Raw genomic sequence first — 14,242 nt, 5'->3', positions numbered from 1 at the left:
GATCTCCTCGAAAAACCGCTCTCAAATTTGTCATTCCTTGCCGAATGGAGGATACTTGCAATATGGGAATTTCTAGAGACTTTCCACTAGGTTTGATTGCCCGCTTTCTTACCCAGAAAGTGTGTGCAATCAAACATTAAAACTAAAACAATTGGCACTTCTTGAACTTTAAACAAGTAAGGAACAAGCATGACCTCATCCCATTTTGCCGAACTCATGGCATATGCCCAAGAACATTCTGGCTCAGCCAGCAAACGTCAAGGCGGCTTTATCGCTGCTTATTTTGAAAACACCGATCCCGATGAAATCACCGCCCGTGGCGCGGCGAATTTGTTTGCCCTGGCGAACGCGCATTGGCGCTTGTTAGATACACCGCGCGCAGCGAATACGCCGAAGATCCGCGTGTTTAACCCTAGTTTGGCAGAAGATGGCTTTGTCAGCGAGCACACCGTGGTGCAGATCGTGAACGACAATATGCCGTTCTTGGTCGATTCCGTCACGATGGCGATTAACCGCACAGGTCGCACCGCGCACTGGATCGTGCATCCTTTAATGAGCGTGGCGCGCAATGCCGATGGCAGCATTGCCGAAGTCAGTACCGTCGCTGCGGCGACTGCCGCTGGCCGTAATGATCCGGTGGAATCCTTAATCTTGGTCGAATGCGATCGCATCGTCAGCGCCGCTGATCAACAAGCCTTAGTTGATGATTTGATGCATGTGCTCGCCGATGTGCGTAGCGCCGTGGTTGATTGGCAGCCAATGTTAGGCCGCGTCAAAGAACTCATCACTGCCTCAGAAAAATTCACCGGCACGCATCACAGCCACGGCGAAGGTATCGCCTTTTTGCGCTGGTTAGAAGATCGTCATTTCACTTTCTTGGGTGCGCGTGATTACGAACTCAAACGCAATGGCAATCAAGTTAGTTTGGTGGCATTGCCAGATTCTGGCCTCGGCATTTTGCGTGGCAAGGTCAATACCAACGAAACCTTATTGCCGCCTGAAGTTGTGGCATTGATCGATTCCGACGAAACGGTCTTAGTCACCAAAGCTATGACACGCGCCACCGTGCATCGCCCAGCATGGCTCGATTACATCGCGGTCAAACGCTTTAACGATGCCGGTCAAGTGATTGGTGAATCGCGCTTCCTCGGTCTCTACACTTCCACCGCGTATTCCGCAGCAGTGAGTGAGATTCCACAAGTACGCCAACGCACTGCTGCTGTGATGAGTGCCGCAGGTGTCGTGCCTGAGAGCCATGCCGCTAAAGCATTGCAATCGATTCTTGATGATTATCCACGTGATGAATTATTCCAAGTCGATACCGCTACCTTGACCGATCACGCGATTGGTATTTTGCGTTTGCAAGAGCGTCAGCGTGTGCGTCTGTTCTTGCGCCGTGATCCGTTTGGTCGCTTCACTTCGGCACAAGTGTTTGTGCCGCGTGATCGCTACAACACCGAATTGCGCGTCAAGATCAGTAGCGAATTGATGAGCGCCTTAGATGGTCAATCGATCGAATTCACACCGATGCTGACCGATAGTCCTTTAGCGCGTATTCACTATTTGGTTCGTGCCAAAGCCGATGCGCCGTTGAATGTGAACGTGTCTGCGCTCGAAGCCCGCATCGCCAAACTCGCACAACGTTGGGAAGATGATTGCAGCAACGAACTCTTGCGCACGCATGGTGAAGGCCGTGGTTTGGATTTGGCGAATCGTTTTGCGAATGCTTTCCCAAGCGCCTATCGCGAAGACTTCTCCCCACAAGCAGGTGCTGAAGACGCCGATATCTTGGCAGGCTTATCAAATGCCGCGCCATTGGCAGTTAAGCTGTATCGTCCTTTAGATGCCGTCGCGGGTTTGTTGCGATTTAAGATTTACAACACCTCTAAAGTCGCCTTGTCCGATTCTCTACCTGTGCTAGAACGCATGGGCGCACGTGTACTCGACGAACATCCTTACCACGTAGCAGATGGCGCTAGCGAATTATGGATTCATGATCTGGGTTTGCAATTGCCAGTCGAAACTGATCTGGCTGCGGTCAAAGCCCGTTTTGAAGAACTGTTCTGCCAAGCATGGCGTGGTGAAGTTGAGAGTGATGATCTGAATCGTTTGGTATTGAACACCGCACTCGATGCTCGCTCTATCGCGGTCTTGCGTGCATGCTCACGCTATTTCAAACAACTCGGTTTCGCTTACAGCCAAAACTATATCGAAGCGGCTTTGAACAAAAACAGCGGCATTACGCAATTGATCGCTGAATTATTCGGCGCACGCTTTAAGCCTGATTTTGTTGGTGATCGTGATGCAGCACAAAAACACATCCGCGAACAAATCGAAGCAGCGATGAGCCAAGTTGCGAGTCTGGATGAAGACCGCATCTTACGCCAATTCATCGCCACGATTTTGGCAACGCTACGTACTAACTTGTGGCAAACCACAGAGACCGGTGCGTTCAAGCCTTACATGAGTTTCAAACTCAATCCACGCGAAGTACCAGGCGTGCCAGAACCAAAACCATTATTCGAAATCTGGGTCTATTCCCCACGTGTCGAAGGTGTGCATTTACGCGGCGGCAAAGTCGCGCGCGGTGGTCTGCGTTGGTCAGATCGTCGTGAAGATTTCCGTACCGAGATTCTTGGTTTGGTCAAAGCGCAGCAAGTTAAAAATACCGTCATTGTGCCAGTCGGCTCTAAAGGTGGTTTCGTCCTCAAAAATCCACCTGCAATGTCAGATCGCGAAGCCTACCAAGCCGAAGGCGTGGCATGCTACAAGATCTTCTTGTCAGGCCTGTTAGACGTGACCGACAACATCGTCAAAGGTAATGTCGTACCACCGACCAAAGTGGTACGCCATGATCCAGATGATCCATATTTGGTGGTTGCTGCCGACAAAGGTACGGCAACTTTCTCTGATATCGCGAATGGTGTTTCAGCCGATTACGGCTTCTGGCTAGGCGATGCATTTGCCTCTGGTGGCTCCGTCGGTTACGACCACAAAAAAATGGGCATCACCGCACGTGGCGCATGGGAATCGGTCAAACGTCATTTCCGCTCTTTCGGTCACAACACCCAAACCACGCCATTCACCGTGGCAGGTATCGGCGATATGTCGGGCGACGTGTTTGGTAACGGCATGCTCTTATCCGAACAAATTAAGTTGGTATTGGCATTCGATCACCGCCATATTTTCATCGACCCAAATCCGGATGTCGCTAAGTCATTCGCTGAACGCCAACGCATGTTCAATCTACCGCGCTCCAGCTGGGATGATTACAACAAAGACTTAATCTCCAAAGGCGGCGGCGTCTATCCACGTGGTGCTAAATCAATTAGCCTCAGCCCAGAAGCGCGCGCTGTGTTAGGCATCGAGACCGCAGAACTCACGCCTGTCGAATTGCTCAAAGCGATCTTGCAAGCGCCTGTCGATTTGCTCTACAACGGCGGTATCGGCACCTACGTTAAAGCCACGTTTGAAACCCATGCCCAAGTCGGCGACAAATCCAGCGATGCTTTCCGCGTCAATGGTAACGAGCTGCGTTGCAAAGTCTTGGCAGAAGGCGGTAACCTCGGTTGCACCCAAAACGGTCGTATCGAATTCGCGCAAAAAGGTGGTCGCATCTACACCGACGCGATTGATAATTCCGCCGGTGTCGATTGCTCCGATCACGAAGTCAATATCAAGATCTTGGTTGGCGCGATCACCGAAGCAGGCGATCTCACGCTCAAACAACGTAATGATTTGTTAGCCTCGATGACCGATGAAGTCGGCCATTTGGTGTTAACCGACAACTACTACCAAGGCCAAGCACTCGACATCGCTTGCCATCGTCCGCTGTATGTCCTCGATGGTCAGCAACGATTGATGCAAACCTTAGAGCGCCAAGGTCGCTTAAACCGTGCGATTGAATTCCTTCCATCGGATGAAGAAATCGCTCGTCGTCGCGCCCACAAACAAGGCCTCACCGCACCAGAAAACGCAGTCGTCTTAGCCTACGCCAAGATGGCGGTGTTTGATGAATTGGTCGCGTCTAATTTGCCAGACGACCCATTCTTCAGCCGCGCTTTGAAGGCCTACTTCCCACAAGTTTTATCAGAGAAGTTCCCAGAAGCGATTGCCAATCACCAATTGAAGCGTGAGATCATCGCCACCTTCATCACCAACACCGTGGTCAATCGCACTGGCGCGACCTTTGTCAATTTCATCGCCTCAGAAGCCGCCGCTTCCGCCGCCGATGTGATCCGCGCCTTCACTTTAGCACGCGAGATTTTTGACTTAGAAGCGCTGTGGGATCAAATCGACGCCTTGGATTACAAAGTCGATTCCAAACTGCAATTAGACTTGCTCAGCAAATTGACAGCGATTGCACAACGCGCCTCACGTTGGATGCTACGTGCCCGCACTCAAAACGCCGACTTGCCAACGCTGATCCAACGTTACCAACCAGGTGCACGCGAACTACGCGCCAACGTCTCCACATGGTTGCCAGCAGCTGCCTACGCCAGCCTGCAAGAAGCCAGCGCAGCCTTGGTCCAAGCAGGTGTTGAAGCAGGCCTCGCCGAAAATCTCGCCGCCTTGGAATTCATCTTCCCAGCGCTGGATTTAGTCGACCTCGCACAAAGCACAGGCAGCGATTTAGAAAAAGCAGCGCGCACCTATTTTGGTGTCGACGCCGAACTAGGCTTAACCGGCTGGCGTGATCAAATCAATCGCCTACCAACCGACACGCTATGGCAAACACAAGCCCGCGGCAGCGCCCGCGACGACGTGTATTCGATCGCCAGCCAAGTCACCAAATCACTGCTATCACGCCAAGAAGACATCGCAACATGGCGCGAACAACACACCGCAGCGATTGCGAAGTTGAATCAATTGTTGGCGACGATTACGACGCAGGGGGCGGATTTGGCACCGGTGTCTGTGGCGTTGCGGGAGTTGCGTGGGTTGGCTTGAGGTTGAATGTAGCTTGAAGGGAGGTCACGATTAGTGCCCTCCCTTTCATATGTTTTGCCTTCGTGGCACATATGGAATTAATGATTACTCCATTCCGACTATAATGGCCCATTGAATTCGACTACTCGCTCCATGCAATATTCTTGGTTCTTTGTAACTAAATGCAAAGGACCTTTAAATTGTCGTGCGAATTTTTCTTTGTACCGAGCGACTTTTGAATCAAATCGTGGATATCTCGAGCTGACTACGAGCGCCGCGATTTTTCCTTCTCTAAGTGCTGTGTCATGCCAAAATTTTGCTGTTGAAAGAACTTGTTCCACAGCGTGGTCTACATCCATGCCTTTTAATTCGATCATTAAATCCGCAAATTCTTCTTTCGAAACAACGAAATCACAAGCGACCTTATTTTTAATTAAATGACCGTCGACTCTAATCACGAAATAAGCACTTCGATTTGGATTCAAAAATACGGCTTGTTTACCATTTTCCTCTACTTTAATTTTTGAAGAATTTGTTTTTTTGTAGAATTGAGATTTTATTTCTGTCGGTGTCATTACGCGACCTCAATTTCTAGGAGACGCATAAATTCATTCGAAATTTCACCCGAGACGTCGTCAAGATATTCTGCATCTATGAAGCCATCTTTATCAATTATGTTTTTAAGTTCACCGTTAATTATTGCGTAAGCTTTCACAAAATTTGGACGCATCCAAAAATTCTTTGGGATAACTTCACTTACTTTTGTTGAGCGGTCTCGAATTTGTACTCTACCTAACTGACCAGCCTTAATTAAATTGTTTAATTTAACCAGAACGTACGGACTATGTGTTGTCAATACCATGTCCACATTATTGCGAGTTTGATTAATTAAATTGGAGAATATTTCCACCAATTTGCTTTGAGCAGAGGGAAATAAATGCGCTTCTGGCTCCTCGATATAAATATTTCGGCGGCTCGCCGAAATAAACCGTGGTAATACCGTTACCAATGGCAATAGTTCTTGTTGACCAGATGAAAGAGCGGAAATAGGGATTTTTCTTCCATCTGTTGATTGAACATATTCGGAATCATTCCTGTTTACATAATCGCCACCCAAAAGTAAGTTAAGAGACTCTCGAATGCCGCTTTTTTCAACATTTTCACTATTCATTCCAAAGCGTCGATCTTTATAAGCGGCAAAAATTCGACCAAACCTAATTGTCAATGGATCTAAAACTTTACCTTGCTCGAATGCCGCTACCGCTTTTCCAATGCTTGTAAAAAAAGATCGTCCAGCAGGTATAAAAATTTGCGAAGGAACATAGTCAGAACCTAAAACTTTAGACAATGATTTTTCACACAGGTGTCTAATTTCCCACTCAATCTCAAAAAAGTCAGATTCGTTCTTCTTGGGTCTAGATAGAAATTTCTTAACTTGTAAGTACGTTTCGTTATACTGTTGCTCGAACGCAGATGAGTATTTCACTCGAAAATCTTCGCTGACCATACCCTTGTATGTTTTTCTGCTCAGTTGAACAGAATATTCACCAGCAAAAAAATCGATGCTGAATTTCTTATCACCCCAAGCAGATGGCGGGAACCATTCGCAGAACCTAATTTTTAATTGCTTTGTAAACGAATCGAGATTTTCGTGATCGCTCACTAAATTCGATTGTTCCTGCAAAATGTCGATAAAAAAGTAGCTTAGTTTGCACAAAATACTTTTTCCGCTAGCCTGTGGCCCAATTAGAACCGTTACCCGACTAAAATCCAATTCAGCTTTTGCGATACATGAAAAATCTTTAATTACTAGTTTACGCATTTGGAAACCTACACAAGTTAATTAAAATAATCATCATAACAGTAACAATGATTTTGGATAAAGTCTAAATAAAAAAATCAAGGAGTCATCCATTAGCCCCCGGTAGTCAAGAAGTCGAACCAAATACTCGCAAATTACCGCGATAAAAATTTTCCTGTAACGCCATCGCACATTCGTTTCAAAATGCTGTCGTGCCTTTTGCTTCAATGTGTGGTTGCGTGAATCGCACCAGTCACCCATGTGGTTCTAGCGAAAATGCTGTTGCTGTTTTCGCCCAAGTAGCACTGCTACTCCAGAAGTATCTCAGTACCGCTTTGTGTCCAATTAATGGGCAGATCTGAAAAGAAGGGGGGCCTCAAACATTTTCAAATAGTGTGTGAATGTCAGAACTCCCCCGCAAGAAACGCGTCATACATACTTTCGAGATAGAAGGTGCAAATGTTCCGCAAGTAAGCTTGGACGGTGACATCGGAAAGTACGGAGCATTTAAATCGAATCAACCACGGCCCCGCATAAAATGTTGGGTGGTAACCTATTCGGCTCGTTTTTCAATTAAAAAAGGATGGCACACTCTCAACGCTAGTGATGCTGCTGTATATCGTCTGAGTAATCTTCAAAACGGAATTTCTTGGGTAAAAGATCGCGCCCTAATTAATGAGCTTTCTAAATTTGCTGAAGCAGATCGTTAAATTAAATGCCGAGTCTGTAAGATCACTATCGAAGAAACATAAAATACCTATAACAAGGATTCAAAATGAAGACCAAACTCTCATTGATATTAGTCGCTCTTCTCACTGCATGTGGAGGTGGTGGTGACTCTTCAACTCTGAGCGCTACTCTAGCTCCGGCTCCTCAATCAACTCAATCGATTATTACCTTCGATGGTCCTCGCTCAGATTATGCAATTTTAAAGAAAAGTGATTCATTTGTTGTTACCGATAAAAATGGTGTTTCTCAAATTTTCACTTCGGCGGATGTATTTAGATTCGTCGATCTGAATGTAAATTTAAAAATGGGTGAAGCATATAGAAAAATTCCGGTAACAGACATGAATGCGATCATTGAACTTTATATTGCCTATTTCAGTAGAATTCCTGACGCGGATGGGCTCGAATATTGGATTGGTCGAAAAGTTGCGGGAATGACTTTTGATCAAATAGGAGAATCGTTTTATCGTGCCGGACTTAATTTTTCGGAAGTAACTGGATACACCGACAGCATGACCAATGCCGATTTCATCAAAGTTATTTACCGAAATGTACTTGGAAGGGAGAGTGTTGATCAAGAAGGTCTCAACTATTGGAATTTTCAGTTATCAAATGGTACAGCAACTCGTGGTACGTTAGTGAGAACAATATTGAATTCCGCACATACGTTTAAAGGAGACAAGAACTATGGATTCGTTGCGGATCATTTAGATAACAAACTGCTTGTAGCAAATCTCATTTCTATCCAGCAGGGAATTACTTATCAGGCTCCAGAGGAGTCAATTAGAAAAACTGTCGCTATCGTAAGCGCTGTTACTCCAATTGATACAAGCCGGGCTATCGAAGCCTTTGGGAAGATCGATTGGTTTTTTAGGCAAATAGAAGACTTAAGGACTGCACCAGTGCCGGTACAACGTACTTCTTATCTCAATGCAAAGAATATAAACATTGCTCCACAAATAATGCCTATTTCAAATGAGTATGTAAAAGATGAGGCAATAACTGCGGGACATGCTTATGGAGATTTCTTTCAAGATGGCACCATTTCGATGGTTGCTGCAACCAACGTTTTTGCTGGCAGAAATGGATTTGGATCGACCGTTGCAGGTCGAATCTATTTTTTTCATTCCGATGGCAAAGGTGGTTGGATAGATCAGACTGAAAAATTAATCGGAGATGATGCTCGAACTGGTTGTATTAGTCCGCGAAAAATTATCGTAGCTGATTTTAACAGTGATAAAAAGCCAGATGTCTTTGTTGCTTGTCACGGGATTGATGGGGAAATACCCCAAGGTTTTCCACAAGGTGAAAAGCCAAGATATTTATTAAGTCAGGCTGATGGAAAGTATAAGAATTTTCAATTAGAACTAAACTGTTATTGCCATGGTGCAGCTGCAGCCGACTTTAATAATGATGGCTATGCAGATATCGTACTTGCTTCACCGCCAGTGCTTGGGAGACTAGCATATTTGAAAAATAATCATGATGGCAGTTTCTCAGATGTGCAGGATAAACTTCCACCCAGTACGAATCGTAAATCGATTTGGAGTTTAGATTTTATTGATGCAAATAAAGATGGTTTGTTTGATTTGGCAGTGTATGGCAGTGAGAATAACTTAGGCTGGAATGTAGACCCAAGTAAGATAAGTCAGTCAACTCCAGGAACTAGTCCTTGGGATATCCCGTTCACAATATTTCTAAATAGTCACAATAGTTTTTCCGACGATGCGAGAATTACACTCCCATGTAGCGCACAAGGTGATATTTTAGATATTATTTTCGTTGAAAATAAGATTGCGTTTTTGCGAGCGTCAAATAATCCAAGTGGCACCATGCAAGTTCAAACGCTGTCCTACCCGAGTATGCAGCAATTGAATTTGGTCAAAATCAAGAACGAGGATACTGTTTGGTTCACTCTGTATAATAATAGTATTGTTGGCGCATTTGCATGGAATACCTATGTCATTAGGTTTTGAAATCTGAAGCACGGGGTCACCCATTAATTAGCCCCAGTAGTCAAGAGGTCGAACCACAGCACAGCAAGGGGTTAGTTCTAACATTCATACACTATGTTTGAATGTTGGAACTGACCCCATTTTTGTATGGCAATGACGATGATAGCCAGCAGTTTTTATCGCTGTTGAAAATCGCAGTAGATCGCTATGATTGGTATTGTCATGCTTACTGTCTGATGGACAATCACTACTACCTGTTGATTGAAACAAACCGCGCAAGTTTGTCTGACGGTATGAAATTGCTCAATGGTTCTTATACCCAGTATGTCAATCGGCACTATCAGCGCGTCGGTCATGCTTTTCAGGGGCGATTTAAAGCGAGTGCAGAAAGAACCCTACCTGCTTGAATTGGCGCGCTACATCGCCTTAAATCCCGTACGTGCTGGCATGGTTCGCAGCGCTAAAGATTGGCCGTGGAGCAGTTATCGCGCTACCGCAGGCATGGTAGATGGTGCTGCGTGTTTAACGACCGATTGGGTTCTGGGTGGATTTGCCAAGACCAAGCATATCGCACAGCAGCGCTATCGTGAATTTGTACAGCAAGGCAAAGGACAGCCTTCTCCTTGGCAGAGCCTGAAGAACCAAATTTATCTCGGCGACGACGATTTTGTACTGGATGTGCAATGCAAGCTCGATCCCGAACAGTCACTCAAAGACATCCCCAAAAAACAAAAACAAGCCCCGATCAAACCATTGGTTTACTTTGCCAATTTGGGAAATACGCGAAACGAAAATATGGCACTTGCCTACTTAAGTGGGCACTACACACTCGAGCAAGTCGGTAGCCATTTTGGTGTAAGTTACGCGACGGTTAGTCGGGCAGTGAAACAGAAAGAGCGTGGTGTTGTTTGACTATTGAATTTCAAATGTAAGGCTTGTTACCCATTCTTCCTTAAAAAATACGATTTCACTTCAAAATTTATATTGCGTAATTATTTTGTTGGATAGATACACGAAAAGCGTTAACGTTACGATACGTTTATGATTTTTTGTGCAATACTTGAGCGTGGCAGATTGAGGATCCTGCTTGTTATTATCTGCACTCAAATAAAAGCATTTATCGGCTTTAACAAAACATGCATTGGTAGAGGCGTGTATAAAAATACACCTAAAACTTTGAATCTTAAACCAAGATTGAGCCAACGAATTGCTGTTTCTTTGTCTGTTGAGATCGACTCTTTTTCGAACACTAAACATGAAATATAACTATTTACACCAATTATTGATTGCATTCATCTGTCTTTTCTCCTTGCCTGTTCAAGCTATGGAAAGCAATTGTGAGGGTGCTTTTGCATTAGCGAAGAACGCTGCATCCACGGCAAAACTCGTATTCGATCAAAAGAGGTGGATCGACGCTCGTAATGAATACAAATTGGCGGCTGAATTGTGGCAAAAAGCAGCTCATAGCTGCGCTGGTGCTAATAGTGAAATAGCTGCTGGAAATAGGCAGATTGCTTTTAACAATATCGAGACTGCAACGGCCAATAATTGTATATTTGAGTACGATGAGATAAGGAGGATCATCAATAGCCGCTGGCAGGACATATTTGTAAATGGAGATCTTCCAGTAAAGAAGCGACAAAATGCATTGTCTGCGGATTTGAAAGAAGGACAAAAATTGGCTGAACATTGGCGTAAAACTCAGGCCGAATGCAAAAATCCTATAACGAAAGTGATGGGGGCCGAAAAGTCCAACGTCGTCTCTGAATATACGGAGTATGCAGCAAATTTATTGGTCAGTCGCAAAGTAGAGAGTCTGGATGAATTTATAGCTCGATCAAAAGAGAAGCTTTCATGTAAGGCGGCTACTGAGAAATTTATTACAGACACTGAGTCTGTGATTAATTTGGTCGACTTATTGATTTTGTATAAAGAGAGAATAGTGCGAATGCTTGAGAGTGCTTATTGGATGAATGCGTCATGTCCAACAGGAGATGCACACGCTTTTTCAAATTTAGTCGTCAAAGAACGTAATGAAATAGCCAAGGAAGGAGAGTGTTTCAAGTATTTGAATAAAATTAGGTCGGAAAAGCTTAGTGCGATAGATTCAAGTGATTCTGGCAGGCTGGTTTGTAAGACTTCGTTGGGGCAATTTTTATTTCAGAACGAATCTCAAAAGGCGGTTGATAAAGAACTCTTGAAAGCTTCTCAGGGAGGGATGGAGAAATAGCTCTAGGTTTGCAGCTTGTGTCGAGCTGATGTGAGCCGCGACAGTCTGTAGCATATTTGTACCTAGCGGGTGGTGGGTAACATAGAAAGTAGTCATACCTTACATTTGGCATCGTTCTTTTACCATCGCAGACTTGACCGTGATTAAACAGACGGGAAATTGAGATCGCAAAACCAACAATGAAAAACTCGAACAATAAAATAGAAAAAACGTGCGCATATCTATCTATTTGCTTTCTATTTTTGAGTACTTCAAACACGTATGCACAAGAAAAAGTAAAAGAAGGGCAAGCTACTGGTGTGACGAATGAAACGCAGCAGAGCGTCGAAGTAAAAAGCCGCAAGTTTGATGCGAAGCGGGATGACACCGCGATGAAACAGATAGTCACCCGTGCGGAAATTGAGAAATTTGGAGATACGAATTTAGTCGAGGTATTGAGAAGACAGTCTGGCATTTCGGTCAAAGGAAACATCGTCAGTTTAAACGGCTTAGACGGCTATACGCAGATTCTTGTCGATGGGCAGCCTTTGCTCAGAGGCACTACCATCGATACCTTAAATCTTAACCAAATCGATCGAGTTGAAATCATACGGTCTGCGACCGCAGAACATAGCACGCAAGCAATCGGTGGAACAATCAACATTGTCCTTAGAGGAATCGCGAAATTTGTAAAGCGCAATCTGAAGGTGGCAGTGGACCGCTGGGGTAGCGATACGCTGTTTTCAAATCTTTCTCTCCAGTTTAGCGATAAAACGGAACAATTTGCTTATGATGTTGGGATGAGAATTGCTGATGCACGACTTGGTGAGAATAAGTACCTGAGCGTTGAGAGCATCAATTTGAGAGATCATGTTCTCTCGAAACAAAACACGAAGTTAACACGCAAAGCGACACTCCCTTCTCTTAATATCGAGCCGAGATTCGTTTGGACGCTTGGAAATGGCGACCAATTAACTATCTCCAATAGCGTCTATTTTCAACCGATTGATATTCGCACCACAGGAATTGGGTTAACTGAGGATCAAACCTCAAATGTGAAGAGTGCAAATGAAACACATTATTCTGATCAGAGATTCGCAATTGGATCGACCGCTAAATTAGATCATCGGTTTGGTGGCGATGCAAAGATGTCGGTAAATTTTGGGGTTAACAGCGCAAGTTCGAAACAAAGCCAGACCGACTATGCTAATCAAGGAGCTCCCAGTTTTTCTGTGGTAAAAAAGGAATTCGATGATAAGCAAACCACAGTCAAGTTTTTCGGAAACTTTGAGAGCCCACTGACTCAAGGACATCAAGTAAAAACTGGTTGGGATCTAGGGAGAGAATTTCATTCGGTTGATGGCGGCGTGCAATCACAAGACATCACCATCTATCGTGCGGCGGCTTATGCACAAGATGAATGGCAAACGACACCTTTGTGGTCCAACTACTTTGGGCTTAGATGGGAAGGTTTTCAAACTCGGGTAACCGATGTAGAAGTGATGCCGTGGGTGAGTAACACGAATGTCTTCAGTCCCATCTATCAAACCTTGCTGAAATTTGAAAATAATAAAGAAAACCAAGTTCGTCTAGCACTTGCCAGAACTTTTAGAAATCCAAACTTCCGTGAACTGGTGTCGGACAACTTTCGGGGTGCAAACAATAGTGTTATCTATCCAGATTTCGTTGGCAATTATCGTTTGAAGCCCGAAATTGCCTTGGGCGTCGATGGTGCTTTCGAACATTTCGGTAAGGACGGACTCAAATTCTCCGCATCGTTTTATGCAAAACAAATTCAGAATGTAATTCAACGAGATTTACGCTTCGTAAATAATCGATGGGTGAGTCAACCAAATAATGATGGTAAGGCCCAAGCAAAGGGAATAGAAATTGACGTCAAATTTCCTCTAAATTTATTATTGAAGGACCTTAACCATATTGCCGTGCAAGCGAATCTTGGGCGTAACTGGTCAAGCGTTTTGAATGTGCCTGGCCCTAACAATCGATTGTTAGGCCAACCAAGAATAACCGCCAATCTTGGAATCGATTATCAACCAAATGACACTTGGAGTTTAGGCTCAGCTTTTAACTTCGCTTCCGAAGGAGACGTAAGAAGCACTGTGTACTTGAGCAGCTATAGCAAGCCGCAACGGCGTTTGGATAGCTATCTTTCATATAAAGTCAGTAGCGATGCTAAGTTACGCCTCACGATGAATAATCTCTTAGGGCAAGATCAAATTTCGGTGAACCACTACCAAGATTTTCAAAATCAGATCACGACATTAGAAAAGGCCTTGTCAAATCGTCGGATAGGAATAAATTTTGAGACTAGATTTTAATGTTCGCAGGGCATCCATTTTTGTTTCCGAACAAATCTGAAATAGATGTCCAAGCCGCATCAACTACGCGTGATTGAAACCTGCCTCAGCACCAACACCTCTTCGACACCATGTTAGTATCAAGCTTCATCTACCCCAACTAACTGAGAGAACGTATGAAACTCCGTCGCCAATTTCTAATGAATGGGCCTTTAGGCCTGCTTGCTTTAGCCACTTCAAAGAGCCTGTTTTTCTCGGCTTTCAAAATAGATGCGTTTTGATTTTCTGTTACGCTCACGCGG

Annotated in this window: 9 protein-coding genes; 7 read left to right on the top strand and 2 right to left on the bottom strand. The window is 44.7% G+C overall.

All coding sequences use genetic code 11. The features are described 5' to 3' along the window. Nucleotides 1-189 precede the first annotated feature (189 nt). Complete coding sequence (locus tag KDM90_RS10900; protein WP_212675635.1) at nt 190-4,950, top strand: NAD-glutamate dehydrogenase; 4,761 nt, start codon at nt 190-192, stop codon at nt 4,948-4,950. Nucleotides 4,951-5,048: 98 nt separating this feature from the next. Here KDM90_RS10900 and KDM90_RS10895 read toward each other — a convergent pair whose 3' ends face one another. Together KDM90_RS10895 and KDM90_RS10890 are read right to left on the bottom strand one after the other, a co-directional pair. Then, on the bottom strand, nt 5,049-5,504 hold the full coding sequence (locus KDM90_RS10895; RefSeq protein ID WP_212675634.1) for a hypothetical protein: 456 nt from the start codon (nt 5,502-5,504) through the stop codon (nt 5,049-5,051). Continuing rightward, nucleotides 5,504-6,751 carry an AAA family ATPase gene (locus KDM90_RS10890; protein WP_212675633.1) on the bottom strand — a complete coding sequence of 416 codons (1,248 nt, stop codon included), beginning with the start codon at nt 6,749-6,751 and terminating at the stop codon, nt 5,504-5,506. The genes KDM90_RS10895 and KDM90_RS10890 overlap by 1 nt, the downstream gene beginning before the upstream one ends. 380 nt (nt 6,752-7,131) lie before the next feature. On the opposite strand from KDM90_RS10890, the gene KDM90_RS10885 reads away from it, so the two are divergent. The 6 genes from KDM90_RS10885 to KDM90_RS10860 all read left to right on the top strand — a co-directional run bounded on the left by KDM90_RS10885 (nt 7,132) and on the right by KDM90_RS10860 (nt 13,961). After that, entirely contained in the window at nt 7,132-7,440 is a 309-nt protein-coding gene (locus KDM90_RS10885; protein WP_212675632.1) for a hypothetical protein, read from the top strand. A 65-nt stretch (nt 7,441-7,505) separates the two neighbouring features. Then, nucleotides 7,506-9,434 carry an FG-GAP-like repeat-containing protein gene (locus KDM90_RS10880; protein ID WP_212675631.1) on the top strand — a complete coding sequence of 643 codons (1,929 nt, stop codon included), beginning with the start codon at nt 7,506-7,508 and terminating at the stop codon, nt 9,432-9,434. 101 nt (nt 9,435-9,535) lie between these two features. Further along, on the top strand, nt 9,536-9,820 hold the full coding sequence (locus tag KDM90_RS10875) for a transposase (RefSeq protein ID WP_212675630.1): 285 nt from the start codon (nt 9,536-9,538) through the stop codon (nt 9,818-9,820). Further along, on the top strand, nt 9,795-10,325 hold the full coding sequence (locus KDM90_RS10870) for a hypothetical protein (RefSeq protein WP_212675629.1): 531 nt from the start codon (nt 9,795-9,797) through the stop codon (nt 10,323-10,325). The genes KDM90_RS10875 and KDM90_RS10870 overlap by 26 nt, the downstream gene beginning before the upstream one ends. Before the next feature lie 343 nt (nt 10,326-10,668). Next, nucleotides 10,669-11,643 carry a hypothetical protein gene (locus KDM90_RS10865; RefSeq protein ID WP_212675628.1) on the top strand — a complete coding sequence of 325 codons (975 nt, stop codon included), beginning with the start codon at nt 10,669-10,671 and terminating at the stop codon, nt 11,641-11,643. Between the two features lie 242 nt (nt 11,644-11,885). Beyond that, the gene (locus tag KDM90_RS10860; protein WP_212675627.1) at nt 11,886-13,961 is read left to right on the top strand and encodes a TonB-dependent receptor plug domain-containing protein; all 2,076 of its coding nucleotides are present in this window, start codon (nt 11,886-11,888) and stop codon (nt 13,959-13,961) included. Nucleotides 13,962-14,242: the final 281 nt, after the last annotated feature.

Source organism: Affinundibacterium fentianense, assembly GCF_018139545.1.
Lineage (GTDB): Bacteria > Pseudomonadota > Gammaproteobacteria > Burkholderiales > Burkholderiaceae_D > Undibacterium > Undibacterium fentianense.
This window is presented reverse-complemented; position numbering and strand designations above follow the sequence as displayed.

Excerpts from the sequence above, each read along its gene's own strand:
- KDM90_RS10875 (WP_212675630.1), top strand. The coding sequence starts at position 9,536 with ATGTTGGAACTGACCCCATTTTTGTATGGCAATGACGATGATAGCCAG.
- KDM90_RS10895 (WP_212675634.1), bottom strand. The coding sequence starts at position 5,504 with ATGACACCGACAGAAATAAAATCTCAATTCTACAAAAAAACAAATTCT.
- KDM90_RS10890 (WP_212675633.1), bottom strand. The coding sequence starts at position 6,751 with ATGCGTAAACTAGTAATTAAAGATTTTTCATGTATCGCAAAAGCTGAA.
- KDM90_RS10885 (WP_212675632.1), top strand. The coding sequence starts at position 7,132 with ATGTCAGAACTCCCCCGCAAGAAACGCGTCATACATACTTTCGAGATA.
- KDM90_RS10900 (WP_212675635.1), top strand. The coding sequence starts at position 190 with ATGACCTCATCCCATTTTGCCGAACTCATGGCATATGCCCAAGAACAT.
- KDM90_RS10880 (WP_212675631.1), top strand. The coding sequence starts at position 7,506 with ATGAAGACCAAACTCTCATTGATATTAGTCGCTCTTCTCACTGCATGT.
- KDM90_RS10865 (WP_212675628.1), top strand. The coding sequence starts at position 10,669 with ATGAAATATAACTATTTACACCAATTATTGATTGCATTCATCTGTCTT.